Genomic DNA, 23,404 nt, shown 5'->3' with positions numbered 1-23,404 from the left:
GGCGGGCGTTGGTGCCTGCCCCTCCGCCGGGTGTGACGTCCCGTCGGCGGAGCGGCAGGGTCTAGGAGGCTCCGCTGATGGCGAGCCAAACGGCCGTGCCGATGATGGCGAGCAGTACGGCGAGCAGCAGCGCAGCCACGAGCGCGCCCCCCAAGTCGCCTTCGATGTACACGCGGCCCACTTGAATGCGTTGGGTCATCTTCCCCCCTGATTGCGGATGCGTCAGCGGCTGGAACCCGCCCCACCCGCTCTAAGCGTTCTGCAATCGGCGGGTGGGTCGGGGGCTGTGCTGGTTACGCTCGATCTGAGCGGGTCGGCCCGGGGTGTATGAGACTCCGGGGCGGCCTGCTTGCTAGCGCAGGTCCCACGGGCGGCGAATGCGCGTCGTCCCCCACCGCAGCTTGCCGGCCGCCGCGGAGGCGTCGACGAACTGTCCCCACTCCTCTTGGGTGGTGCAGTTGCCGGGGGTCGGCTCGAAGACGACCAGAAGGCGGACGGGGCCGCCGTCGGTGACGTGTTGCAGCCAGGCCCGGCCGGGCTCAGGGATGCACATGCGCCAGTCCTCGTTGCCGTAGTCGAGCGAGGCGACCCCTCGGTGCACGGACAGCCACGGGCCGACGTAGGGGGGTGCCTCGGTGGTCGGACGCAGGTCCAAGCAAGCCGAGAGGGCGCGCATGCCCGCGTCGATCCAGTCGAGCGTCTCGCCCCGGCGCCGGGGCTGGGCGTGGGTCATGAGGAGCTGCGCCACCGCGCCGGCCTCGCCGCGGTGAATGCCGACGGTGTATGTGAGGCCGGCGAGAAACCCGAGGCTGGGTGTGATCTGGGTGGGGTGATCTGTGAGGTCGATATGTGCGCTTGTCATCTGCCCGGGACCTCCGCCCATACGTACTTCCCCTGTCCTCCGGGTCGTGTCTCGGTGCCCCAGGTAGCGAGGGTGCCAACGATGTGGAGGCCGCGGCCTCGGCGGCTATCCGTGTTTTCCGGCTTGATCTGGGGCCGCCGGCGGACGGTGTCGTGAACCTCAATGCGGGTGCGGGCGTCGTCGGCCTCGAGGACGACGAGCATGGAGTCGCGGGGGCCCGTGCCGTACCGGACGGAGTTGGTCACCAGCTCAGAGACGACGAGCGCGACGTCGTACAGGTGCTCGGGGTCGGGGTCGTCGAGGGCGTACTCGACGAACTCGCGGGCGTAGGCGCGGGCCGCTGCGGGGGCCTCCTCGCTGCTTTCGAGGATGAGCTGCGGCGGGATGCCGGCGGGCGGGCGCCAGGGATGTTCGTACCGTTTCGGGGCTAAGGTCACCATGCGTATCCCCTCGTGGGCATGTGCCTTGACCAGCGCAGATTTCCGTCACGCCGAGCGAGGCAACGATGGCGTTTCGTTGTCACAGACTGCTCCCCAACCGCGGTGCGCGCAAGGCGTGTCAAGGAAAAATAGGAATTCGCATATGACCTCGGGAGTGCGACGGAAGGTGAACGGCTGTCAGGTGACAGGCAGTGAGCCGAGCGGCACACTGTCCGCAAGGGGCTCCGACCAGGGAGGGGAAGCAGTGAGCGCACCGACCGTGCGGCGGCGCAGGCTCGGCGGGAAGCTTCGCGCGCTACGGGGCGAACTCAGCCTCGAAGAGGTAGCCGAGAAGTCCGGCGGAGCCTTCACTCTTTCGAAGCTGTCCAGGCTGGAACGAGCCGAGTCCGCGGCCAAAGCCAAGGACGTCAGTGCGCTGCTGGACCTGTACGCCCAGCTCGGCCGGGAAGAGATCACCGAGGACCTGCGCGAGGCCCTGCTCACCTTGACGCGGGAGGGCGCGCAGCGGGGTTGGTGGCACTCGTACCGGGGCGTCCTCACGCCGATGTACGAGGACTTGATCAGCCTTGAGGCAGAAGCAACAGCCGTTTCGACGTGGCAGGCAAGCGCCGTCCCGGGCCTGTTGCAAACCGGCGACTACGCAAGGGAGTACATCCGAACCACGCTCATGGGCGAGGGTGAGCAGTCCAAGGTGGATGCGTTGGTCGAGGTGCGCCTCGGGCGGCAGGCCGTACTCACCCGCGAGAACCCCGCCACCCTGTGGGCGATCATCGCCGAGGGCGCCCTGCAAACGAAGATCACCGGCGATGGCGTCATGCGGGACCAACTGTCCCGCCTGCTCCACATGAGCAAGCGTCCGAACATCAACATCCAGATCATGCCGAACGACGCACCGCTGCACGTCGGGCAAGTGGGGTCGTACCACCTCTTCGGCTTTGACGACCGCCCAGACCTTGACGTCGTGCACATGGAGAGCCTGACCTCGTCCATGTACGTGGAGGACCGGGCACAGGTAGGGGTCTATCGGGACGGCTTTGGCCGTCTGAAGGCCACCGCATTGGGCGTTGAGGCGTCCATAGAACGCATTACAGAAATAAGGGACCAGCTATGAAGCACGTTGCCAACGCATCGACCCTGCCCGTGACCTGGTGGAAGTCGTCGCGGTCGGCGGACGCGGCGCAATGCGTCGAGTGCGGCATCGTGAACCACACCGAGCAGGTGGTCGCGATACGGGACAGCAAGGTACCGAGCGGCCCGGCGTTGCTGTTCTCCTACCGTGCAGTTGCCGGCCTCGTGGGCGCGCTGCGCCGTGGCGACTTGCAGTAACGAAACTTCTGGATACGACAAAAGCGGCCCGCCCCCGTGCTGGGGGCGGGCCGTTGCTCGTGGTGGCGAGCTACTCGTCGAGGGTGCGGCGGGTGCGGGCGTCGACGCGGTCGACGGCGTCGCGCAGGGATGCGCCGCTGTTGGGGTGCAGCTCGTGCTCGACGCGGGCGAGGCGTTCCTCGATGGCGTCGAGTCGGGTCATGACGCCTGGGCGGGCCGGGACGCCGGGACGGGCCGGAGTGCCCTGCCAGTCGTCGGCGAGGTGGCCGAGACGCTCGGCGAGGTGGCGCGCCCCTCGGCTTGCTCGGTAGAGCAGGCCGAGGGCGCCGCCGATGGCGACGACGACGCCGCACCAGACGACGGCGAGGTCGACGCCGGTAATGCCGGTGGTCACGGGCGCGGCGTCTCCTCGTCGACCAGGCCGAGGCCGACGCGGTCGAGCAGGGTCTCGACGGCGGGCAGGGCCATCACACGGGCAAGGCCGCCGGCGACGGCGAGGGCGCCCGCGACCCACGGCAGGGAGGCGGGGACGTCGGACGCGTCGACGATGGCGGGCAGGGCGACGGCGAGGCCGACGGCGCCCTGTAGGACGGTTCGGATGGTGCGCTTGTTGGCGGGGGTCATGAGTTCCTCTCTCAGGGGACGGTGCCGGCCGCGGTGCGGGGCCGGCCGGTGGACGGGATTAGACCCGGGGGACACGGAGCGCCTGCCACGACGTACGCCCCGGCCAGCCGTCGGCGTCATCGCCGGTGAAACCGAGCTTCTTCTGCCACTTCTGGTAGCTGCGGCGGTCGGCTTCGGTCCACTGCGGGCCCGGGCCGTCGGCGTAGGACGAACATCCCTCGGCGACCAGCCGGCGGCCCATTGCGGTCACGATCTCGGAATACGGCTCGTCCTCGAACCAGCCGGCACCGGGGAACGGCTCGTACCCGCGGGTCGACGGCGAGGTGCCGCTCGTACCGGGGCGCGGCGCGCCGCGCTGGACCCACGCGTACAGGGCGGGGCCGGGGCATTCGGTCGCGTAACCGTCCTGGTGGCCCTTGATCTCCGGTCCCGCGTCGCCGTCATCACGAAGCCACTCGATCGCGTCGCGGAGTCCGGCGAGCTGGGCGTCGGTCGGGTTGGTCAGTCCCTCGTCGCCGACCATGGCGCACACCGCGTAATGGGCGCTGTTAAGCGCCGGGTTCCCGTTCGCGCCGGTCTTCCGGTGAGCGCCGCGGCCCTCGTACACATAGCCGTGCGGGCAGACGACGGCGTTGTACGCGATGTCGCTGTATTTCTCGTCGTCGTCGGCGAGGTGGGCGGCCTGGATGTCGCGGACGCGGTCGGCGCACTGGCCGTGCGCGTCCGGTCGGGCGAGGGACGCCGGGACGGGCGACCCCTCGTAGTGGATCTTTACGCCGCGGGTGCTGTCGATGTACGCAAGGGCGTAGCGGGAGGGCTGGGCGCCCCACTGGGCGCGGGATACGAACTGCACGGTTCTCCTCGGGCATGAAAAAACGCCCTCGGCGGAGTGCCGGGGCGTGAGCTTGGTCGGGCGGGTCAGATCATGGCGAGGGCCATGATCGCGGGGTCGAGTCCTACCTCTCCGGCGGACTGATCCACGGTCGCGGGGAGCGACGTCTGCGAGTTCAGGCACCATGCGCGCTGGAACGCGGACCCAAGGAAGAAGTTCGCCGGTGCTGAGTTGGCCTCGTTCTGCACGTGCATGTAATAGAAGTCCTGCGCGCTTCCGGCAGACAGCAGGAACGCGGCCCAGTAGCGGCCGGGCTGCAACGTGATTGCGGCCGTGAGCGGTACCGGGACGGCGCCGATGTGGTTGTTCTTGGCGCCGGGCGCGGTACCGGGGAGCTGTCCGGCTTCGGGGAGGTTCGAGACCTGCCCCGATGTGGCGATGCGGCTCCCCTGCTCGTTGTAAATGCCGGCGTAGAACCGGGCGGCGGGAACCGCGGCGGAGCCTGCCCACCCGCGGGCAAACACGACCACATTGTTCACCTGAGTCGGCTCCGTGATGTTGATCCCGCTCATGTACAGGCGCTGGACGACGGCGCCCTTCAAGGTGGCGGGGTTGGACACGTGGGCGGGATCGCAGGACCACGCCTGAAAGCCGAGAGCGGTTGGCGTCCACATGTTCCGGGGCGCGATGGCGGGAAGCTGCGCGGTCGGGACCTTCCCCGACGCGTCGAGGCTGGCGACCCCGTTTGCGGTGCCCCGCGTGGTGGTTGAGAGGGCGCCCACCTGCGCGGCGGTGTGGGTGTGGGAGGCCGGGGCGGCGCCAACGTCGGCCGCGGCGAGGTGGACGATGCCCGTGTACCCGTTGACGGATTCGACGGCACCCCCGGAGGACGCCGGAAGCTGCGCGGCGGGGACCTTCCCGGACGCGTCGAGTTGCGCCACACCCCCGGCGGCGCCGGCCGCGGCCAAGGGGATCGCTTCGACGTCGGCGGCGACCAGGACGACGGCGGCCTGTGACTTGCCGTTGACCGACTGCACGATGCCGGGCGCTCCATCCCTGCCGGGCGCGCCGGTGTCGCCCTTGGGGCCCGGTGCGCCGGTGGGGCCCGTCGCTCCAGTTGCTCCCTGTGGCCCGGTCGCTCCGGTCGTGCCTTGCGCTCCGACCAGGGACGCGAGCCACTGCTGCACGGTGCCGACGAACCCGCCCGCAATGGCCACCTCGTACGCGGAATCGCCGCGCACGGCGACGTACGTGGGCTTGGTCGGGTCGGTCGGTGCGATGTCGGCAAGGTCGACCTGCGGCTGCTCGCGCGGCAGCAGGATGGAGTACGAGCGGTTCGAGGGGACGCCGGCGAGCTGCTCGGTTACGACGTACGCCCACCCGGACGGGTCCATGCCGGGGGCGTCCGTGGCGGGCACGGTGACGGATATTGCGCCGGTCGCGTCGAGCTGCGCCGTAACGGGTCCGCCCAAGATCACGTCGGAGTCGGGGAAGGTAAGGACGGCCGGGGCGCGCAGGGTTACGGACCCGGTGAGAGGAGTCCCGTCAGGGGACAGGTACCGCGCAGTGACGGTAACGGTGGGTATGTTCTCGGGCAGCACGTGCCGGGGCTCCTTAGTCGTTGACGCGGTGCAGACCGGGCTCGGGGGCCGGCGCGGGTGCGGGGGCGGTGGGCGTTGTGGGGGTATCCGTGGGGGGAGCTGCGGGGGGTGTGCGCTTGGGCGCGCTCGGCGCCTCTTCGGGGGTGTAGGTGTGCCGCTGTATTGCGGAGTAAATGCGCGTCTCGACGAACCGTCCGGCTTCGGCACTGCGGTGGAGCACGCTCCATGTCACCCATTGCATGTACTCAACGCCGTGCAATGGCTGAACAATGTTCTTGGTTGTCCACGCGCCGGCCTTGCCGTCGAATTCGCCGACGGTCACCTCGGGCATGCCGGCGGGCTGCATGGTGACCTTGAATTGCCCCCCAGCGGCCGTCCAGTTGTACAAACCGATCTCGACGACGGCATGCGTCGCAGGGCCGGCACCCCACCAAGCGAGTTGGTAGTCGGTCGGCGCATTGTCATAGTGGCGCGACGTCGGATGGAGCTGGAGGGGCAGGACGGGGCGGCCGAGGAAACGGTCGGAAAAAGCATCGTCCATCATCAGGACGCGGTCGGGGGCATCCTTGTCGCGCGACCACATGCGTAGCATCTGGTCGTTTTCGAGGATGTCGTCGCCGATACTGATTGCCCGCGTGCCATTTTCACGGCGCAGGGTGATTCCCCAGTCGCCTTGTACAGTCTGACCCACAGAAAATGCGGTGGTGCCGTTGGGGGTCTGGGCAATGAGCTGTCCACCCTCGCCGATGACGATGTCGCCGTGCAGGATCTTGTCAAGGGCCGGCCGCATCTGCGCGCGGCCGGCAAGTGCGCGTACCTGCTGTTCGAGTGCTCGGATGCGGTCGAGCAGGTCGAGGGGGATTGCGGCCATTACGGAACCTCCAGGCTCAGGCGGGCGGACTCCGGCCGGCCGCGCTCGGGCGGGCTGATGGCGAGGCCGACCACGCGGTACCGGGCATCGAGGGGCTTGGGGTGCCACAGGTCCCTGATGCGCACGCGCACCGTGGCGCCGAGAAGGGCCGGCGAGACGGGCGTGCGGGACATGTCGAGGGTGATCTCGGGAATGGCGGTGCCGGTACGGGCCGCGGCGAGGTCGGCGGCGGCGTGCCCGTCGAGGGTGGCCTGCTCGGTGACGGTCGAGTAATCGCTGCTGCCGTCGAGGCGCGGCCACCCGTCGGCGACATCCTGCTCGGCGAGCTGCAACGCGGACGTCAGGGGAACGCTCGCGGCGGCCTGGTTGCTGTTCGTCGTTGCGCCCCTGCTCTGCCACGCATTTGCACGCTTGGTCGCGTCGATGGGCCACGTGTACGAGGTGATCGGCCCGGGGTGGTCGAGGACGATGTCGGCGCGCCCGGTGCGGATTGTGGGTGTCCCCAGTTGAAGCCGCTTGACTCGGCGGCCGTCTGCATTGCGGTATGAGGCGATACGCCACTCGAAACCGTTCTCAACTTTGCTGAGTTGGTCGAGAAGGTCTCGGACGACCGGGAGGTCGAAACGCGAGAAGGTCCGGTCACGCAGGATGCCGGACAGCTCGTTGCTGTACTGAATGCCGATGTCGCCGCCGGGAGTGCCTTGTACGTAGTCGAGCAGGCCGCGGACGATCGCGTACTGATCGGTCGCGGTCGCGGTGAGGGTGTCGTACACCATCCGGTGTGACAGGTAGGTGTCCCACGTTCCGGCCTGCACCGCGAGGGAGAGAAAGCCGCGGGCGTCCGATTGGACAGAGGCGGTCCACAGAATGCCGCCCCACCACAATTCGCGGCCCCTCTCCAGCCATACCCCGGTACGGCCCGGGACGGCGGCGGCCCGGGCCCGCTCGGCAATCTGCTGGTTCGGGATGGGGATGGTGCCGGACAAGGACCCCGGCTTGCCGATGAAATCGTCGAGGCTGAGCTGCTGCACCGGCAAAGTGTCGAGTATCTGGTCGCTGCGCAGGTCGCATAGGAGCAGCCTGTATGCGGGGGGCAAGGATCACCCCCCGCCTCGCGGTGCGGCCTGCCGGGGCAGGCGTCAGTCGGCTGTGTACGTCACGCCATCAAGAGAGATCCACTGAGGCGGAGACCAGAACTCGTAAGTCCTGACGTTGCCGGTCGGCTGGATCTCGACGCGGCAGACCGAGGGCCCGGTGCCGACCTGGTCACGCGGTGACGACCAAGCGAATTCCCGGCCGCCGGCCGGGCGGGCTGCGGCGGGCAGGGTGAAGATCGTTTGCCCGTTGGGGATCGTCGTTCCGGCCTTCGTCGGGCCGATGCGCCCGCGCAGCATGATCATGGGGCCGATACGGCGCCACGCGGCAGGCATACCGTGCCCCGCCGGTTGCATGTAGCCGGTCGCAAGCGTGAGGGTCTGCCAGCCGGAATCGAACGGGTAGGGCTGCCAGGAATTCGCGGTGGCCGACCACCGTTCCAGCGCCCCGTTATTGTCGCGGTACTGCCCGTCGTACGCGCCGGTGAACGTGCTGCCCCAGCCGCGGGGGATGATCCCGCCGTACGCGCTGGTGTACCGGCGCCTATCGGCGAGGGCGATCTGCCAGGGGATACCACCGGTGCCGGCGGAGGCGCCGGCCGGGACGGTGATGGTCCACAGGCGCAGGCAGGACGCGGGCAGGGTCGGCTCGACAGGGGTCGGCGCGGGGTCGCCGCTGATCAGCTCGACGGCTACCTCGTTCTTCCCGGTCGCATCGAACAAACCGTCGTAGACCCTGAGCACAAGGGAGTCGAGACGTGAGTATTGCGGGTTCCCGTCGGTGACCGTGAGCGTTTCGGGGGCCGTCACGGCGACGGGATAGGCGCCCTGCGCATTGGTGCCCTGGACGAGAGCGCGGCCTATGCCGAGCTGCACCTTCATGGGGCCGACGCCGGTAGCTACCAGTGGGGAGCCGCCGGCGAGGACTCCCTCGCGGGTCGTCAGCTCGCCCTCGGGCGCGTACGTACCGACGGGGGCGAGGCGGGTATCGGTGCGGGTCTGCCCGGCCGGCGGCCCGGTGAGCAGCCACGCGGCGCGCACGGTCATGGGGGCGTCCTCCTTACCAGTAGGCCGAGCGCCACCGGACGGCGACGCTTGCGGCGGGGTCGGATGATTCGGGAGCGGCCCGGAACACCAGGGAGGCGGCGCCTGGCCACAGGGCCCACGACTGTTCGGGGACGCTGCGCGCGGTCGCGGTGGACAAGCGGCTTGCGTTCCCGTTGAGCGTCACGGTTCCCTCGCCGGTGTTCACGACCAACGTGTCGCCGACGGCGAGGTCGAGGTCGTATTCGAGGGTGTCCCCTGTGCTCACGTTGGTGATGCTTGGCAGGGACACGGGGCCGCGGAATTCGATGAGGGGGCTTGCTGGGGCGTTCCCGTCGTTGTGGGCGGTCAGGGTGCCGGTGCTGCCCGGCGGGCCGAAGTCGAGGCCGGCGCCCCCGTGGAAGTCGAGGCCGGCGTCGTTGTTCCAGTCGAGGCCGGGTTCGTCGGACGGCAGGCCGGTCCGGGCGATGCGTTCGAGCAGCTCGTACCGGCGGGGGTCGGTGGCGGTGAGCTGCAAGGCCGCCCCGGTGATCAGACCGAGGGTGTACCCGCGCTCGACGGGAATGGTCCGGGCGGTGACTCGCACCCACGCGAGCAGCGGCCCGCGCTCGTCGAGCTGCACCACGAACGGCACCTCGGCGTCGGCGATGCCCGTTGCGGTGCCGAGCTGCTGCACGGCGCGGCCGATCTCGCCGGCGCGCGTGCGTATCAGAATGCCGTCGAGGGTGACAACGCGAGGCTGCGCGAGCAGCCGGCCGAGGATCGCGCCGTGTGCGTCGGCCCGGGCAACGCTCCCGTTGTCGAGGCCGGGCAGGTCTTCCCACCCGGACAGAGAGCGCCACCGGTAGGGGGTGCCGCGGCCGAGCAGCAGCTCGCCGAGCTGCACGTGCCCGGGCGCGTGCACCTGGTCGCCGATCGGCACGGCGTCACCCCCTCGCCTTCATGCGCCACGCGAGGGCGGCGGCGTTCTCCTCGGGGGTCTGCTCGCCGCCATGCCAATGCTCGATATGCACCGCCGGCCCGCCCGGGGCCATGCCGAATGTCGGGGCGCCGCCGACGGTCCCGGCCCATGCGGGCGCAGGCGCGGGCTTGACCAGATTCGACATGGTGCGGTCGAGTTCGCCCTGCCCGGAGCGGATACCGGCGACGACGCCGGCGGGAATCCAGCGGCCGACGTCACGGGCCATGACGCGTGACGGAGAATGAATTCCCAGGGCCTTAGCAATTGGTCCCGGGATCATGTTTTTCGCGAAAGACATCAGTTGGGAGCGGAGCCAACCGCCCATGGAACGCACGCCGTTATACAAGCCGCGCACGACGTCGACGCCCTTGTCGTACAGCAGGCTTCCCAGGTTTCCGACGCCAGATGAAATGAGGCCGGGAAGTCCGCGCACCCAATTGACGAGTTCCATCGCCTTGCGTATGGAACCGTCCTTGATGCTCTGCCAATGCTTGATGATCAGCCCGGGCAAAGTCCAGTTGAGGAAAAAATCGATGAGCCTCTGCGGTAGGCCGCGAACCCAATCAACAATGGCGTTCCACACCCGGACCGTGCCGGACTTGATCGAATCCCAATGCGAGATGATGATGCCAACGAGGGTGAAATTCAAGAACAGGTCGAGCAGCCACTGGCCCACGGACTTAATCTTGTTCCAGACCCAATCCCAAGCCGCCCCCGTTTTACTGACGATGGTGTCCCAGTTGGCAACGATGAGCGCAACAATTCCCACCACTGCCGCAATCACCAGCGCAACCGGGCCCATAGCGATAAGCCACGCTGCGGCCATTCGTGCGGCCTGCATGAGGGATTGAGCGCCCATCATCACCCACGCGCCAACCACACGGAGCGCCGTTGCGCCGGCCGCTGCGCCTTGTGCGATCCAACCTCCGATGATCGCGAGGTTGTTTGCAACGAAGCTGACGGCCGCGGTGGCGCCGGCGGCGGTCTGTGTTGCCCACGACGTCACCACGGCGACGCTGGTCACCCCGGCCTGAGTGGCGAGGCTGACCAGGGTGGGCAACATGATCAGCGTGATCACGCCGGCCGCTGCGCCCAACTCTGCGGAGTGCTCTTGGATGAACGTTTTTGCGGTGCCGTAAGCCTTTCCGAGGCCACCGGCCCCCACCCAATCGGCGAGTTTCTCGACGGCCGGAATGACCTTGCCGCCGATGACGTTCACGGCCTTCTGTTCAAGACCTCGCTTGAAAACCTCAAGTTTGGTCGCCGCGTTATCCCTCATGGCGTCGCCCGCGGCGTCCGTCGCGCCCTTCACCTTGCCGAGGGCATCAACGGCATGTGCCGGATCGAGGGCGAAAATCGCGCCCTGCATGTCCTCGAATTTTGTGCCAAAAAGGCCGAGAGCGATTTCGCTTTTCTTGGCAGGGTCCTGGACGGCGCGCAGCTTGGTAATGATCTCCTCGAAGGCTTTCCGTGCCGCCGGGCCGCCCTTCTGGAACACGGCCTGCATTTTCTCGCCAGAAAGGCCGAGATCCTCGTACGCCTTCTTGGTAGTGTCGTTCATCCCTTGCGCCATCAAGGTAAATTCCTTGAGGGCGTCGGCGACGACATCGGCGTCTCGCGCGCCACCCTTAAGGCCCTGAGACAGCAGGCCCATGGATTCCTGGGCGTTGAGGCCAAGCTGCCGAAACTCTGTGGGATACTCCGAGAAAGTATCCAAAAGGTCTTCGGCTACATTCGTGCCGTTCTGCGTGCCGCGCACGAGCGTATCCATGGCCTCTTCTGCATTCTTTGCTAGGCCATTTTTCAGCATCGTTCCGACGGCGCGCGTGACCTTCCCGACGTCCTCACCCATGACGGACGCGGTATCGGCAACACGCTTGCCCATCTGCTGAATCTGGGCCTGCGTTGCCTCCGGCGGGAGAAGGCCGTTCTGCGCAATTCCCTTAATTACATCGGCACCCTCCTGGACAGAATCGACAATCGCTTTTGCATACAGGTCACCGGCGACTTTGCCCTGCTTGGCGGCGACGGGGCCCGATGTGCCGAGCTGGGCTTGAAGCTTCCCGGCGACCTTCTGCTGATCAAGGGCGGCCCCGACGCCGGCCATCAGGGCGGCGCCGATGCTCGCACCAACGGCGGCCCACCCGAGCTTTTCCAGCAGGCCCGCGCCCTTCTTACCGCCCTGCTCGCTGCCTTCGGCAACGCCATCTCCGAGCGCGGCGCCGGCCTGGTCGCCGGCGCGGTCGGCTTCGGCGGTGATCGTCGCGCCGGTCGACCGCATGCCGCTCTCGACACGTCCCATCCCGGCGTGCGCCGGGGCATCGTCAATCGCGATGGTGCCGAGCAGCTCGCCCACGGTGAGCGTCACCGGATCACCTCCCGTCGGGGGTCATCCGGCGCGGTGGCCGGGGTGTGCTGATCAGCCGGCGGGGATGCCGGTCAGGCTTGCGATCTCGTCGGGGTCGGTCACGGCCCGGGGGGTGCGCGACCACGCGCGGGCAAATGCGGCGTCGCCGGACAGGCCGGAGACCAGGACCAGGAACCGCCGCGTAGACAAGCGGGCGAGGTCGGCGGCGGCGAGACCGTACTCGCGGGCGAGGTCAGCCTCGACGGCGGCCCAGTGGGTCAGGACCGCTCGCCAGAACGTTTCTGCTTGGTCGTCTTCCGCCGGCCCGCCCGGTTCGCCGGCGCGGCGGCTTTTCCCGCTTCCTGCTGGGCGTACAGCTCAGCGGCCCGGGCCATGGACACGGAGCCGGGGTTGCGGATGTTGGCGGCCGAGTAGATCAGCACGACGCCAAGTTGCCGGTCGGTCATGCCCCGCTCGGCCCAGACGTCGAGGACGTCCGCCCCGTACAGGGTGGCGAGCATCTTCCGGACGTCGGCCGGGTCGCTGCTGTTCTGCACACGTTCCATCTGAAGCGTGAACATCAGCGGCAACGACTCGGGGAGGACGTACGTCGTGCCGTAGAGGGTGAGGCGCTCGCGCGGCCGGGTGGCGGACTCCTCGGCGAAGAACGCATCGAAGTCCGCGGACGCGCGCGCCTCGCCCTGGTGCTCGTCGTCCTGGTCGACGACGTCGAGGTCGAGGTCGGTCACGGCGTCGCCACCACATCCGCCACGGCCGCCGGCCCGCACCTGGTCACGGTGACACTCCACGACGTCTTGTCGTTGGTGCCGCCGGACTGCTCACCCGGGGTACACGTCGCGTCCCACACAACCCACTTGGTCTGTGTCTGGTGACGCCACCGAACGCGGTTACGGGAGTCGATACCGAGGCGCTGCGCCCACACGTGGTCGATGTACGCCTGCCCGGGGTCCTGGGCCTTGGTGGTCTTGTCGATGCGGTACTGACCCTCGATCTCCAGCGTGGCGCCGCGCTGCATGATGTCCTGTTCGTACTGCCCGCCGGAGTCGAACGCGGTCGTATCGACGGTTTCCTCGTTCTCTCCCGGGCTGTGGGTCCATGAGGTGATACCGGAGATCGGCAGCCACTTCTCGGCGCCGGCGTCCTCGTCCTCTACCTCGAATATCCAGCCGCGGGCATCAATGGGCCTGCCTCCGGCCATAGGGGTACCTCCGTGCTTACGTGCGGGTGGGGCCGGCGAGGTCGAGGTCGAAATTCACGACGTGCTCGTGCCGGCCGTTGCTGTCGGGCCCCAAAGGGGCGGGGGTGCCGCGGGCCGCGGCGAGGACCAGCCACGTTCCGTCGGGCAGTTCGAGGCCGGCCTGCCCGTGCAGCGCGCGGTACAGGGCCTCGGCCCGGGTGCGGGAGACGCGGGGATCGGTGGTGCCGCGGGTGCGGACCTGTAGGCGGCGCTGCTCAACGTCGTCGCGTGCCTCGGGGGTTCCGGCGTCGTACAGGGCGAGGCACACGGCGAGGTCGGGCTGCGGGGGCATGGCTTCGATGAAGGTGTCGCCGCTGCGGCCGGTGGGGTCGTAGGTGAGCAGGCCGACGGCGGCGAGGTGACGGGCGAGGCCGTCGAGCAGATCAGCCACGCAGCGACCGCCGAACCTGCGCGGCGATGATCTCGGCCACGGTGGCGGCTTCCTCAGCCATCGGGCCCTCGAGGTACTTCGCGGTCCGGCCGCCATCGTGCCGGTAGCCGAGTTCCTCGTGCTGCCGGACCGCGTACGGCTGGTCGAAGCTGACGCCGGCCGTCAGGCTCGCCTCGTCAACGGAGGCCACGCCGGAGCGTTCGAGGGTGCCCTCTTCGATCGGCACGCGGGCGCGGGCGCGTTCGAGGATGTGCTCGGCGGCCAGACGCAGGCCGCGCACGGCGCCCTCGCGGGTGCCGCGCAGGACGGCGTCACCGTGCCAGGTGAGGCGGGCGCGTTGGGTCATTCACACATCACCTCCACGCAGGCCGGCACCGGCAGGCCCGGGGCGCTGTGGTCGGCGGTCGACAGAGCGGTCGTCACCCGGCCGTCGGGCAGGGTCACCCGGGAACCGGGTGGACAGAGCAGACCGGGGGCCGCAATCACCTGCGCCGTGCTGGTGGTCTCGCGGCCGTCGGTGCCGCGGCGTACCTGCCGCGCGGTAGCGGCGACCAGGGCGCGCACGGTCTGCTCGGGCCCGTACGTCGGGCCGTAAGCGCTGTCCCCTATATAGGGGGCGACGGTGACCCGGTGGCGCAGCAGGGCGTCGGGGACCCTCACCAGATCACCCCCGGCAGCAGACCGGCGCGCCGCAAGACGCGGTGAGCGCGCGGGGCGAGGTCGACGCCGGACGCCGCGGGCGGCCCGGACTTGCGCCCGGACATCGACACGGGGCCGATGCTGACGCTGTCCCACACCCCGGCCGCCCCGGTGCCGTCGTCGCCGAGGGCGACCTGCCACTCGACCTGTGCACAGACCGCGTCGCGCAGGGCCTCGACGACGTGCTGCTCGGTGGGGCCCCCGTCAGCATCGACGGCGTATACGGCGGTGAGCAGCGCGGCCTCGACGTCCTCGGACGCTCTCGCGAGCATCTGCTCGGCGCCCTCTGGGGCGGGGCGGTGGGTCCATGTGGCGAGCTGCTCGGGGGTGGCGTAGACGCGGCCCACGGCTCACCCCCCGTCGGCCTGCTCCGCGGCCTTCCGCCGGGCAGCAGAACGCCCCGTCGGCTTCTCGGCCGGCGGGGCGTCGTCTGTCTGCTCCTGGTCGTCTGGCGAATCGTTCCTGCGGGGGTGGTAGCGGCGCAGCATCACGCGGCGGCGCCCTTGGTCTTCAGGACGACGACGCCCTCGTCGTCGAGCCTGTGGCACGCGTAGTGAACGTTCGTGGTGACGACCGTGGTGCGCTTGAGAATGTCGCGGTCCGTCTCGACGATCGGCCGGCGCTTGTACAGCAGGCCCAGCGCGCCGCGGCGCAGCAGCAGCGCGTTATAGGTGGTGTCGACGCCGGTGCCGGCCTTGGTCAGGCGGTCGCTTACGTAGATGTTGACGCCGCCCACCTGGCCGATGACGCCGCGCGGGATGACAGCGGCTCCGCCGAGCTTGTCGGCGCTGATGAAGTTCGGGTCACGCAGCAGGGCCGCGCGCTGCACGCTGTGGATGATCAGGCCGGCCATGTTCTGCGGGTCCCACGCATCGCCGAACTTCTCGATGCCGGACACCATGACGTCCCAGGACAGAGCCTTGGTCGCAGCGTCCACGGTGATCACGCCGGGCGCCTCGGCGGCGGCCCGCAGGTCCGTGTCGATCTTCCGGGCGATCAGTACGCCGAGCTGCCGCTGCGTCTCCGCGTACGGGTCGCCGAACGCCACAAGGCGTGCCTTGTCGGTGATCTCGACGGCCTTACCGGCCTCCTTGATCGTGGCGGAGTTGCCCGGGTCGGTGCCGAGCTGCTCGGTCGACATGGCCGTGCCCTCGGTGAGGTCTTCGGCATCGGAAAGGGCCTTCCACTTAGGGAAGTTGACCGAGTCACCCGGCTTGCCTTCGAGGGTGTTGTCGTCGGTCGCGAGGGTGCCAAGGATCATGGCGCCCTTGAACTTCGCCTGCACCATGTCGGCCCAGACGTCGGGCACGATCATCTGTGCCGCTGTGGTGGTTCCGGTCGCCATACGGCGGCCTCCTTACTCAGATGCGGCAGACAGCTGCCGGTACAGGTCGGGGTCGGTGGTGTGCAGCTCGACGCGCTGCGCGTAGCTCATGGCGGCGAACTGCTCAGGCGTCGGGGTCTGGGCGCTGCCGGGGGTGAAGTCGGCGCCGCCCTTGGGCGGGCCGGCGGGCGGGGCCGTCTCGGCGCGCAGGTGCGGGCTGGCCTCGACGGCGGAGGCGATGACTGCGGCGAGCTGCTCGGCGAACTTCGGTCCGTCGGGGTCGAGGGCGGCGAGCTGCTTCTCGACCGTGCGGGAGTCGAGCAGGCGGGCCGGGTCGGCGCCGGCGACGTGCGCGGCCTGGTGCGCGGCCAGCTCGATACGGAGCTGCCGCGCCTCCGCGCGGGCCTGGTCGCGTTCGGCGGCGGCCTGCTCGGCGAGCTTGGCCGGGTCGGCCCCGTCGGCGGCGCCCTCCGGGTCGAGGACGCGGCGCAGGCCGACGAGCAGCTCGTCGCGCTCGGCCTTGGCCTGCTGCGCGGCCTGCTCGGCGACGACGGCGCGCTGCTCGACGGCCGGGTCGACAACCGGAGCGGGGGGCGCCGGCGGGGCCGGGGGCGCGGCCGGCGGCGCGGGGGTCAGAACCGTGCCCGGGTCGACGGCCGGGGTGCTCGGTGCGGCGGGGGTGCTTTCGGGCATGGCTGTTCGGCCCTCCGTGACCGTGTGGGGACATGCGAAAGGGCCCGCCGATCTCGGCGGGCCCTCGGGGTGAGTGGTGGTGCGGTGCTACTCGGCGGCCGGGGCTTCCTGGCCGTATCCGCGCAGCCACGCGGTACGCAGCAGCGTGCGCGGCGGGTGGGGGCAGACGGTCATGGGCTGCTCGGCGCGGGCCGCGGCGCGGCCTGCGAGCAGTGCGCGGGTGAGGTCAACGCGGCTGGCCATGACGCCCCCTCTTTGATCATCCGTCGTGCTTGTCCTGAGCATCCCACAACGCCTGTTGCGCCTTGCGGATATCGCTCATGTTCTGCCCTGTGACCTCGGCAACGAACTGCTGCTGCGTCTTGCGGGGGTGGGCCCGCCAGAACGCTTTCAGCTCGTCGGATGCGTACGCGTAGGCGATGCGTGCCGGGCCGGTGAACAGGCTCCCCGGGTCGATGCCGGCAGCCTGCCCGCGGCGGTTGAGTAGATACCCGTTCGTCGCGCCCTCGGCGGCCTGGTACTGGCCCATGGCCCACTCGAAATACATCTCGCGGGCCTCGCGCCGGGTGACCTTGTGCACCGGCTCGTCGGCCGGCCTCCCGTCGGCGAGGTGCCGCGCCGCGGCGGGCAGGTCGTCGTCGGCGACGTCGGCGTACCGGCCCCATTCCTTCGGCGGCGCTCCCGGCGCGAGGGCGTCGTCGAGGGCCGCCGAGGCGGCGAGGACATCGTCGACGTCGTCCCCCATCGGCAGGGGGAACTCGGGGATCTCCCCCGGGTACCGGCGGTCGAGTTCGGCCGCGATGCGCAGCAGCTCGTCGTCGCTGGCGTGCTGCTGCGCCCACGCGAGGACGTCGTCGCTCGTGCCGGAGAGGTCGGCGAGCAGGCGCCCGTCGGGGAAGACGGCGCGGCGCAGGTCGACGGCGTCGCGGCGGTCCGCCTCGGCCTCGATGCGGGCGAGGTCGCGCTCGTCGAGGACCCCGGGCCGGGTGGCGAGGGCGAGCTGCTCGTCGGTCATCTCCCGACGCAGCGTGACGTCGTCGCCTGCCCGTACGCGGGCAGCCTGCAGAAAGTCGTCACCTGCTCTGACCTGCGGTTTTGGCAGGTTGGAGGCCCCGGGCTGTTCGCGGTGACGCAGGCGCCGCAAGTCGGGGTGTGCGGCGAGGTGCAGCCGCTGCGCGGCCTGCCACTGGCGTACCTTCGCCTCGGCCGCGCGCTTGCCCTCGGGGGTGACGGCCGCGGCGGCGCGCTGCTTGTACTTGCGGATGTTCCGCTCGATGGCGCGCTGCCGCTGTCCGGCCTCGTAGCCAGCGGGGTCCGGCTCGGCGTCCTGAACGCGGGTGATGCCGGGGGCGTACGACGACACGGAGTGCCGACAGTTGGGGTGTTGCAGCCCTGCGGCGCGGGCCTCGTCGAGGCTGCCGGCGACGTCCACCCGAACCATGCGGCCGTCGTGGGTGGCGTGCTCGACGTCGACCGTACGGGCGCCGGACGGTCCGCCGATCGACAACACCTTGCGCTCCCACGGGCGACACAGGGGGCATTCGCGCGGGCTGCTGCTGACGACGACCAGGTCGACGCCGGCCGCGGCGAGCGTGGTCATGTGCGCCTCGGTCGCAGCTCTAGCAACGGAAGTGCGCACCGCCATTTCGGCGTACGAGGTGAGTTGCCAACGGCGGCCGGAGCGGTCCCGGAACGAGGAAACGCCCCGGTCCGCGAACCTCTGCATGGCCTGCTGTGTGGCCTGCCGGCGCGACTCGGTGCCGAGCAGGGGCGCCGCGGTGACCTCCGCGACGACCTGCCGGTACCCGTCCTCGGTGGCGCGGAGAATCCCGCGGTGCGTGGCGGTGACGGTCTCGATCGTCTCGGCGGCGAGGCGGTCGACAGCTTGGGCCTGCGGCGTGCGCTCGGCGACCGTGCGCCGGTCGGCGTCGCCGAGTACGCCGAGTTCGGCGAGGGCGGAGTGCCTACCGGACGTGTACGCCTCGGCGACAACGCGCCTCACCTCCTGGGCGACGGTCCCGGCGAGGGTGTCGAGCAGCATGTCGGCCGCGCGGCGCAGCGGGGCGAGGGCGCCGAGCTTGGCCACGGCCCACCCCGGGGCCTCCATGCCGGCGGCGAGCTGCCGCGCGCACAGGGCGAGCAGGCGCCGCTCGACGTCCGCGTACAGGTCGGCAGTCGTCGCGGCGAGGTACTCGACCTGATCAGGAGATACCGGCACCGGGCACCCCCTTGATCAGGCGGCGAGCGGAAACGCCCCGACGGGGTCGGGGGCGGCCTGCCCGGTCTCCTCGTGAATGCGGGTGACTTCCTCGGCGACCGCGGTGTCGTCCCAATCGGGATGCAGGATGCGCACCTTGGTGTCGGTGCTCACGGCCTGCGCCTGCGCGAGCAGGGACAGGGTCTGTGCCGTGCTGCCGGGATCTTCCGCTACTCCGTCGCCGATGTCGACAGTGGGCCGCTCATCAGCTGTCCGCGCGCCGAACTGGGCGCGGTCGACGGCGAGCAGGACGCGCAGGATGTCGCCAAGGGCGCGGCGCCAATACCGCGCCTTCTTCGCCCTCGTCACCATCGACCGGTGATCGCGGGCCGCGATTTCCGTTGCGGTGACGGCAGCTCCGTCCCCGTCGAGCCCAACAGAGGCCGGGGAGTACCCAGCCGCGGTCGTGGCCTGCCTCACGATCGCTTCCGCGGTCGCTCGGTGCTCTTCAACCCTGATGTTGAACTGCGACAACGTAATGCCGCTGCCCTGCTCGGTGGGCGGAATGGCAAGGGTCTGCCACACTTCCCGGTCCCCGTCGAACTCCGCTCCCTGCCCGGGCCCGCGGCTGCGCAGGTACCCGTCGGGCACGATGATCCGCGACCGCGCGAGGCGGATGTCGCGCAGCCAGGACGACCACACTTCGTCGAGCGCGTCGAGCAGGTCGTGCACGCCCTGCAAGTCCGATCGGCCCCACGGTGCGCCGCGGTGGCGGCGGTTGGGGGCGATGTTGGGGACGTAGACGGCGGTGAGCAGGTCGACGCCGGTCGGGATGCTGTCGCCCTCGGGGCCGAGGGAGGTAGCGAGGCCGGCCGTATCCGGGTGCTCCGTGAGCGGCACGCGGCGGCCGAGCTGGTCGTCGGTCCCTTCGTACAGGCCGTGCAAGATCACGCCCCGCTCGTGGCGCTCGAGGTGGCGCCACACGGTCTGTGTCGTCGAGGGCAGGGCCCGCCAGAACGTCACGGCCGTCAGCGTGCCGAAACGCCACTCGGGTACGGCCTGGTCGGGGTGCACGGCGGTGAGCAGCGGCCGGTCGGGCGCTGCGTCGCGGTCCCACGTCACCCGCAGGAACACCCCCGACAAGGCGGCGGCGGTCTCCGCGGCGGTGAGCAGCAGCTCGGGCACGGCACAGGCGTCGAGCAACTCGTCGAGGCGGTCCTGCGTCGCGGTATCCGTGACGGTGACGACGGGGGTGTCGGCGAACAACATGTCAGCGGAGGTCTGCGCGATTTCGCCGGCGAGAGGGATGTGCAGCCGGTGCTCGCGCGTCCCCTCCGGGCGGGGCCGGCCCCACAGCCGGCGGCGGCCGTCGGCGCGGTGCGCCTGGTGCCGGTAGACGGCGGCGAGCTTGTGCCGGTCGCCGCTGTACCAAGCGTCGTCGACACGGATGTCGGCATACAGGGGGGCGATGTCGCGGGGCGGCCACGCGGCGCCGTTCTCCGGCAGGGGCACCACATCACCCCCGCTCGGTCGGGCCGGCGCGGAGGCGCAGCAGCGCACGGCCGGGGCAGGACGGGGGTTACGCGGCCATCTCGCGAGGCGCGGTGATCATGTGGCGCCACTCGTGGACGGTGCTGTGCAGCAGGTAGCGCAAGGCGTCGACGCTGTGGTCGGCGGTCTTGATCGGCTTGTCTTCGCCCTTGGCGGAGGCGGCCGGGTCCCATGAGTACCCAGGGATCTCATCGAGCAGGCCAGTACAGCACCGGTGCACGCGCAGCAGGCCGGCCCCAAGGGCGGTCGAGACGCTGCGGATACCGGCGCGCACATCGTTGTCGGCCCGGGTGACGCCCGGGTGCCCGTCCGCCCAAAGCTGCGTGATCATCGACGCCGCCGAGGGGTCCATGAACGTCCACTCAGGCTCGATCTGCTGCGCTGCGAGATGTGCGCGGACGGCTTGGCTGTATTCGGCGTCGGTCATCTGCCGGTGCGCGGCCTTGCTGTCGTGGCGCCATTCCGACGTGACGTACAGCCGGCCGTCGGTGCCCAGTCCGAGCGTGAGCAGCGCAAAGGGGTTGGTGGTCCCATAGTCGGCGGCTGCCCAGTACCGGACCATCGGCGGCAGGGTGTCGACGACGTGCGCGGACTCGTCCCACATGTCGAACACGGCGCCCTCGGCAACCACCCACAGGCCGTCGATCATGCGCCTGCGCCACAGGCCGACGTACTCGGCGGCGAGGTCGTCGACGTACTGCTGCGTCAGGCTCGGGTTATCGGCGAGCTTGAAATGCCAGTGTCGCAGGTTGAGTTCGTGCGCACGATCGAGGTAGCCGACCTTCAACCAGTGCCGGGGGCTGTCCGGGTTGGTCGTCGCGAGCAGCCGCGCGCCGGGGGTGCTGAGTCGGGCGAGGAGCTGAGTCCAGAAGGATTCGGGTACGAGGGTGGCCTCGTCCACGTAGGCGAGCTGTGCCGTCAGGCCGCGCAGCCGGCCCTCGGCACGGACGTCCGATGCACCGATGAGATGTACCGTGCGACCGAGGATGACGGCCGTGGTCGCACCCCGGGTGTGGTGGATGTGCCGGGCGAGCGAGCCGAACAGGGCCGGGTCGGTGAGCGGCTCGAACACGTTCCGCTCGATCGTCTGCAAGCTGCGCCCACAGATCAGGATCAGACCCGACGGGCCGGCCGAAGCAACGGCGATGACGAATGCGAGCAACGACGAGATCGTTTTGCCCGACCGTACGGCGCCGTGCCAGATGTTCACGCGGGCCGTGGCGCGGCCGATGCTGCGCAACTGCTTGCGCGACAGGGGCAGGCTGTCGAGGTCGAGGGGGAGCGGCACGGCTCACCCCCCGTCGTCAGCCCCCTCGTCGTCGGCGAACGCCTCAGCCAGGACAGAGCCGAGGGTGCCGAGCATCGAACGGACGTCGTCGGCGCCCTCTCCGCCCTCGGCCGGGGCCAGTCGCAGGGACTTGTCGACGGCAATAGAGGTAGCGGCGAGGATCTGCCGTTGATCGCTGAACGTGGGGCGGTCGAGCGCCTGCTCAGACCAGATGTTGTCTCGGCCTCCGAACGCGCCCACCGTGCACGGCTCCCAGAGCTGGGCACGTAGACGCTCGGCGTCCTCGTGTAGGGCCTCGGCGAGCTGCTGCCGGCGGGCGGCCAGATCAACGCGGCGCGCCTCCGTGGCGGCGACCACTTCGGGGCCGCGCTCGAATGACAGGTCGAGGCTGCGGGCGATCTTCGTCACGGTCGAGCCGCTGCGCCCGATGGTGCGGGCGATGTCGTTGCGGCTCTTGCCCTCGGCGTGCAGCCGGCGGACAGCGTCGCGGTCGGCGTCGCTAATCGGCTCGCGCACGTCACACCTCCCGGTGAATCAGGGGGTAGGCGGCAAGCGGCCGAGCCTAGGCTTCCGGCATGTCCCCGGAACTGGCCTGCGGCCTGATCGAGTTGAGTGCCGACGATGTGCAGTGCTGCATCTGCCGTGTGCAGGCGCTTCTCTATGCAATCGACCCAATCGGGAACAGATGGCACGCGTGTATCGATCATCACGGCTTGGTCGTGGCCCAGTTGATTCGCGGGGGCTACTACAACCCGGACGCCTCGTGCGCCTCTGGCCTTGAATGACGAGACGCAGGCGCCCCGTCGCGACGGGGATGTCTGACGGGGCGAGTTGAGGGGGTACTTCCGGGCACGCCGGAGACGCCCCCCATTAGATCACGAATTGATAACGGCGGCAACGGGTGTTGCGAGGGCGCGCTCGACCAACACCCGTAGCTCGCTCCCCCGGGTCCTCTTGAGCCCCAACGCCTTGCCGAGGGCCTCGGCTGTCGGCCGGGCGCCGGTCTCCCGACGCAGGCGCCGATAGGCGGCGACGGCGTCGGCTGGCGCGTCGCCGACGGGCGCGGGTGCGTCGGCCTGCGGGGCGTCGCCCGGGACCTCGTCGAGCGGCGCGGGCGTCGGGAGCGGCGGCGCGGTGAATGTCGCGGCCATGGGGAGCGGTGCCGGCGCGGTGTCGCCGACGGTGTCGAGAACGGGCGGGCCGTCGACGGCGGCGACGGCGGCGGCGAGGTCGACCAGGGCAAGCGGCGGCGCAGCGGCGACGGTGACGGTAGCGGCGGCCTCCTGTGCGCGGGCTGCGGCGTCGGTGGCGACGGCCGCGGCCTCGACGGTGCGCTCGACAGCGTCGGCGACGGCGTCGCGCGCGTCGGCCCTCGCTTCGGCGGCAGCGTCGGCGACGGTCCGGGCGGCGGTGTCGAGGGCGGCGCGCACCGCGGCGGCGTCGGTGCGCGCGGTGTCGGCGGCATCCTGCGCGCGGCGGGCGGCGGCGTCGGCCTGTGCGACTGCCGGGGCGACGTTGGCGACGGTGGCGGTACCGGCGGCCGGCAGCATGCGCACGAGTAGTTCGGTGGCGACAAGCTGCGCGACGGGCGGCACAACGGCGATGGCGATGCCGGCGCCGGTCCCGTCGGAGTGGGCGACGTTGAACGCGAGCGACACGGCGGCAAACGCGGCGATGGTTGCCCAGTATGCGGCCGTTGGTCGGCCGGCGCGCTTGGCGGCAACAACGCCCACCGTGCCGACGATGGCGCCTCCGTCGACCAGTACGGCGAACATCCACCCGATGTCGGTGGGGGTGCCGTGGTCGACGGCAAGCGCTGTCAGGGACTCGAACGACAGTCGGAACGCGAGGAACGCGAATCCGACGGTTGCGGCGACGGCCGCGGCGAGGTGTCCCCGTGAGGGGCTGCTCGCGGCCGTGCGCGGGTAGGTAGGGTGGTGCGTAGCCATTGCGGGGTTAGCTCCCGTGGTGGTCAGGGCCCGTCGGTGATGTGCAGTCACC

At 70.2% G+C, this 23,404-nt stretch carries 30 protein-coding genes; 3 read left to right on the top strand and 27 right to left on the bottom strand.

Going from position 1 to position 23,404, the window contains the following annotated elements; translation table 11 throughout:
• Positions 1 to 61 precede the first annotated feature (61 nt).
• The 3 genes from ACIG36_RS17010 to ACIG36_RS17000 all read right to left on the bottom strand — a co-directional run bounded on the left by ACIG36_RS17010 (position 62) and on the right by ACIG36_RS17000 (position 1,302).
• Positions 62 to 199: a hypothetical protein gene (locus ACIG36_RS17010; protein ID WP_399927862.1), complete on the bottom strand. Its 138-nt coding sequence runs from the start codon at positions 197 to 199 to the stop codon at positions 62 to 64.
• 153 nt (positions 200 to 352) lie between these two features.
• Positions 353 to 862 (bottom strand): hypothetical protein, encoded by a 510-nt coding sequence (locus ACIG36_RS17005; RefSeq protein ID WP_399927859.1) that lies wholly within the window; start codon positions 860 to 862, stop codon positions 353 to 355.
• Positions 859 to 1,302, bottom strand: coding sequence for an ATP-binding protein (locus ACIG36_RS17000; protein ID WP_399927856.1), 444 nt, complete (start codon positions 1,300 to 1,302; stop codon positions 859 to 861). The genes ACIG36_RS17005 and ACIG36_RS17000 overlap by 4 nt, the downstream gene beginning before the upstream one ends.
• Before the next feature lie 244 nt (positions 1,303 to 1,546).
• On the opposite strand from ACIG36_RS17000, the gene ACIG36_RS16995 reads away from it, so the two are divergent.
• Together ACIG36_RS16995 and ACIG36_RS16990 are read left to right on the top strand one after the other, a co-directional pair.
• Positions 1,547 to 2,413, top strand: coding sequence for a DUF5753 domain-containing protein (locus tag ACIG36_RS16995; RefSeq protein ID WP_399927854.1), 867 nt, complete (start codon positions 1,547 to 1,549; stop codon positions 2,411 to 2,413).
• Complete coding sequence (locus ACIG36_RS16990) at positions 2,410 to 2,628, top strand: DUF397 domain-containing protein (protein ID WP_399927851.1); 219 nt, start codon at positions 2,410 to 2,412, stop codon at positions 2,626 to 2,628. Before ACIG36_RS16995 ends, ACIG36_RS16990 begins: the two co-directional genes overlap by 4 nt.
• A gap of 70 nt (positions 2,629 to 2,698) precedes the next feature.
• Here ACIG36_RS16990 and ACIG36_RS16985 read toward each other — a convergent pair whose 3' ends face one another.
• From ACIG36_RS16985 to ACIG36_RS16875, 23 genes are all read right to left on the bottom strand, one after another.
• Positions 2,699 to 3,022, bottom strand: coding sequence for a hypothetical protein (locus tag ACIG36_RS16985; protein WP_399927848.1), 324 nt, complete (start codon positions 3,020 to 3,022; stop codon positions 2,699 to 2,701).
• Entirely contained in the window at positions 3,019 to 3,252 is a 234-nt protein-coding gene (locus ACIG36_RS16980; protein WP_399927845.1) for a hypothetical protein, read from the bottom strand. Before ACIG36_RS16980 ends, ACIG36_RS16985 begins: the two co-directional genes overlap by 4 nt.
• A 58-nt stretch (positions 3,253 to 3,310) precedes the next feature.
• Positions 3,311 to 4,105: a peptidoglycan-binding protein gene (locus tag ACIG36_RS16975; protein WP_399927843.1), complete on the bottom strand. Its 795-nt coding sequence runs from the start codon at positions 4,103 to 4,105 to the stop codon at positions 3,311 to 3,313.
• 65 nt (positions 4,106 to 4,170) lie between these two features.
• Positions 4,171 to 5,685, bottom strand: coding sequence for a collagen-like protein (locus tag ACIG36_RS16970; protein ID WP_399927840.1), 1,515 nt, complete (start codon positions 5,683 to 5,685; stop codon positions 4,171 to 4,173).
• Between the two features lie 13 nt (positions 5,686 to 5,698).
• Positions 5,699 to 6,556 (bottom strand): hypothetical protein, encoded by an 858-nt coding sequence (locus ACIG36_RS16965; RefSeq protein WP_399927837.1) that lies wholly within the window; start codon positions 6,554 to 6,556, stop codon positions 5,699 to 5,701.
• Positions 6,556 to 7,587, bottom strand: a complete 1,032-nt coding sequence (locus ACIG36_RS16960) for a hypothetical protein (RefSeq protein WP_399927834.1) — start codon at positions 7,585 to 7,587, stop codon at positions 6,556 to 6,558. Before ACIG36_RS16960 ends, ACIG36_RS16965 begins: the two co-directional genes overlap by 1 nt.
• 108 nt (positions 7,588 to 7,695) lie before the next feature.
• Positions 7,696 to 8,697: a hypothetical protein gene (locus tag ACIG36_RS16955; RefSeq protein ID WP_399927832.1), complete on the bottom strand. Its 1,002-nt coding sequence runs from the start codon at positions 8,695 to 8,697 to the stop codon at positions 7,696 to 7,698.
• A gap of 13 nt (positions 8,698 to 8,710) precedes the next feature.
• Positions 8,711 to 9,616: a phage distal tail protein gene (locus tag ACIG36_RS16950; protein WP_399927829.1), complete on the bottom strand. Its 906-nt coding sequence runs from the start codon at positions 9,614 to 9,616 to the stop codon at positions 8,711 to 8,713.
• A 4-nt stretch (positions 9,617 to 9,620) separates the two neighbouring features.
• Positions 9,621 to 12,023: a phage tail tape measure protein gene (locus ACIG36_RS16945; protein ID WP_399927826.1), complete on the bottom strand. Its 2,403-nt coding sequence runs from the start codon at positions 12,021 to 12,023 to the stop codon at positions 9,621 to 9,623.
• A 51-nt stretch (positions 12,024 to 12,074) separates the two neighbouring features.
• Positions 12,075 to 12,212: a hypothetical protein gene (locus ACIG36_RS16940; protein WP_399927824.1), complete on the bottom strand. Its 138-nt coding sequence runs from the start codon at positions 12,210 to 12,212 to the stop codon at positions 12,075 to 12,077.
• Between the two features lie 68 nt (positions 12,213 to 12,280).
• Entirely contained in the window at positions 12,281 to 12,751 is a 471-nt protein-coding gene (locus ACIG36_RS16935; RefSeq protein WP_399927821.1) for a hypothetical protein, read from the bottom strand.
• The gene (locus tag ACIG36_RS16930; protein ID WP_399927817.1) at positions 12,748 to 13,221 is read right to left on the bottom strand and encodes a phage tail tube protein; all 474 of its coding nucleotides are present in this window, start codon (positions 13,219 to 13,221) and stop codon (positions 12,748 to 12,750) included. Before ACIG36_RS16930 ends, ACIG36_RS16935 begins: the two co-directional genes overlap by 4 nt.
• 16 nt (positions 13,222 to 13,237) lie before the next feature.
• Positions 13,238 to 13,651: a minor capsid protein gene (locus tag ACIG36_RS16925; protein WP_399927815.1), complete on the bottom strand. Its 414-nt coding sequence runs from the start codon at positions 13,649 to 13,651 to the stop codon at positions 13,238 to 13,240.
• A complete protein-coding gene (locus ACIG36_RS16920) occupies positions 13,644 to 13,997 on the bottom strand; it encodes a hypothetical protein (protein WP_399927814.1) in 354 nt (117 codons plus the stop codon). Before ACIG36_RS16920 ends, ACIG36_RS16925 begins: the two co-directional genes overlap by 8 nt.
• Entirely contained in the window at positions 13,994 to 14,311 is a 318-nt protein-coding gene (locus ACIG36_RS16915) for a hypothetical protein (protein ID WP_399927811.1), read from the bottom strand. The genes ACIG36_RS16920 and ACIG36_RS16915 overlap by 4 nt, the downstream gene beginning before the upstream one ends.
• Positions 14,308 to 14,697 carry a hypothetical protein gene (locus ACIG36_RS16910; protein ID WP_399927808.1) on the bottom strand — a complete coding sequence of 130 codons (390 nt, stop codon included), beginning with the start codon at positions 14,695 to 14,697 and terminating at the stop codon, positions 14,308 to 14,310. Before ACIG36_RS16910 ends, ACIG36_RS16915 begins: the two co-directional genes overlap by 4 nt.
• A gap of 140 nt (positions 14,698 to 14,837) precedes the next feature.
• A complete protein-coding gene (locus ACIG36_RS16905) occupies positions 14,838 to 15,695 on the bottom strand; it encodes a N4-gp56 family major capsid protein (protein WP_399927805.1) in 858 nt (285 codons plus the stop codon).
• Between the two features lie 12 nt (positions 15,696 to 15,707).
• On the bottom strand, positions 15,708 to 16,367 hold the full coding sequence (locus ACIG36_RS16900) for a hypothetical protein (RefSeq protein ID WP_399927803.1): 660 nt from the start codon (positions 16,365 to 16,367) through the stop codon (positions 15,708 to 15,710).
• An 87-nt stretch (positions 16,368 to 16,454) separates the two neighbouring features.
• Entirely contained in the window at positions 16,455 to 16,610 is a 156-nt protein-coding gene (locus ACIG36_RS16895; RefSeq protein WP_399927800.1) for an Rmf/CrpP fold protein, read from the bottom strand.
• A gap of 16 nt (positions 16,611 to 16,626) precedes the next feature.
• A complete protein-coding gene (locus ACIG36_RS16890) occupies positions 16,627 to 18,585 on the bottom strand; it encodes a phage minor capsid protein (protein WP_399927797.1) in 1,959 nt (652 codons plus the stop codon).
• 15 nt (positions 18,586 to 18,600) lie between these two features.
• Entirely contained in the window at positions 18,601 to 20,076 is a 1,476-nt protein-coding gene (locus ACIG36_RS16885) for a phage portal protein (protein WP_399927794.1), read from the bottom strand.
• Between the two features lie 67 nt (positions 20,077 to 20,143).
• Positions 20,144 to 21,403 (bottom strand): PBSX family phage terminase large subunit, encoded by a 1,260-nt coding sequence (locus ACIG36_RS16880; protein WP_399927791.1) that lies wholly within the window; start codon positions 21,401 to 21,403, stop codon positions 20,144 to 20,146.
• Between the two features lie 3 nt (positions 21,404 to 21,406).
• Positions 21,407 to 21,919, bottom strand: a complete 513-nt coding sequence (locus ACIG36_RS16875) for a helix-turn-helix domain-containing protein (RefSeq protein ID WP_399927788.1) — start codon at positions 21,917 to 21,919, stop codon at positions 21,407 to 21,409.
• Positions 21,920 to 21,978: 59 nt separating this feature from the next.
• Here ACIG36_RS16875 and ACIG36_RS16870 point away from each other — a divergent pair, with 59 nt between their 5' ends.
• Positions 21,979 to 22,188 carry a hypothetical protein gene (locus ACIG36_RS16870; protein ID WP_399927786.1) on the top strand — a complete coding sequence of 70 codons (210 nt, stop codon included), beginning with the start codon at positions 21,979 to 21,981 and terminating at the stop codon, positions 22,186 to 22,188.
• Positions 22,189 to 22,278: 90 nt separating this feature from the next.
• Here the strand turns inward: ACIG36_RS16870 and ACIG36_RS16865 are convergent, their stop codons facing one another.
• Positions 22,279 to 23,352: a DUF2637 domain-containing protein gene (locus ACIG36_RS16865; protein WP_399927784.1), complete on the bottom strand. Its 1,074-nt coding sequence runs from the start codon at positions 23,350 to 23,352 to the stop codon at positions 22,279 to 22,281.
• Positions 23,353 to 23,404 lie beyond the last annotated feature (52 nt).

The sequence above is a fragment of the Streptomyces sp. NPDC053048 genome (assembly GCF_044547045.1).
GTDB lineage: Bacteria > Actinomycetota > Actinomycetes > Streptomycetales > Streptomycetaceae > Streptomyces.
The sequence above is the reverse complement of the archived record's forward strand: the minus strand, read 5'-3'. Positions and strand labels throughout refer to the sequence as shown.

Coding starts and splice junctions, on each gene's coding strand:
- ACIG36_RS17010 (WP_399927862.1), bottom strand. CDS start 199: ATGACCCAACGCATTCAAGTGGGCCGCGTGTACATCGAAGGCGACTTG.
- ACIG36_RS17005 (WP_399927859.1), bottom strand. CDS start 862: ATGACAAGCGCACATATCGACCTCACAGATCACCCCACCCAGATCACA.
- ACIG36_RS17000 (WP_399927856.1), bottom strand. CDS start 1,302: ATGGTGACCTTAGCCCCGAAACGGTACGAACATCCCTGGCGCCCGCCC.
- ACIG36_RS16990 (WP_399927851.1), top strand. CDS start 2,410: ATGAAGCACGTTGCCAACGCATCGACCCTGCCCGTGACCTGGTGGAAG.
- ACIG36_RS16980 (WP_399927845.1), bottom strand. CDS start 3,252: ATGACCCCCGCCAACAAGCGCACCATCCGAACCGTCCTACAGGGCGCC.
- ACIG36_RS16965 (WP_399927837.1), bottom strand. CDS start 6,556: ATGGCCGCAATCCCCCTCGACCTGCTCGACCGCATCCGAGCACTCGAA.
- ACIG36_RS16955 (WP_399927832.1), bottom strand. CDS start 8,697: ATGACCGTGCGCGCCGCGTGGCTGCTCACCGGGCCGCCGGCCGGGCAG.
- ACIG36_RS16930 (WP_399927817.1), bottom strand. CDS start 13,221: ATGGCCGGAGGCAGGCCCATTGATGCCCGCGGCTGGATATTCGAGGTA.
- ACIG36_RS16920 (WP_399927814.1), bottom strand. CDS start 13,997: ATGACCCAACGCGCCCGCCTCACCTGGCACGGTGACGCCGTCCTGCGC.
- ACIG36_RS16905 (WP_399927805.1), bottom strand. CDS start 15,695: ATGGCGACCGGAACCACCACAGCGGCACAGATGATCGTGCCCGACGTC.
- ACIG36_RS16900 (WP_399927803.1), bottom strand. CDS start 16,367: ATGCCCGAAAGCACCCCCGCCGCACCGAGCACCCCGGCCGTCGACCCG.
- ACIG36_RS16895 (WP_399927800.1), bottom strand. CDS start 16,610: ATGGCCAGCCGCGTTGACCTCACCCGCGCACTGCTCGCAGGCCGCGCC.
- ACIG36_RS16870 (WP_399927786.1), top strand. CDS start 21,979: ATGTCCCCGGAACTGGCCTGCGGCCTGATCGAGTTGAGTGCCGACGAT.
- ACIG36_RS16865 (WP_399927784.1), bottom strand. CDS start 23,352: ATGGCTACGCACCACCCTACCTACCCGCGCACGGCCGCGAGCAGCCCC.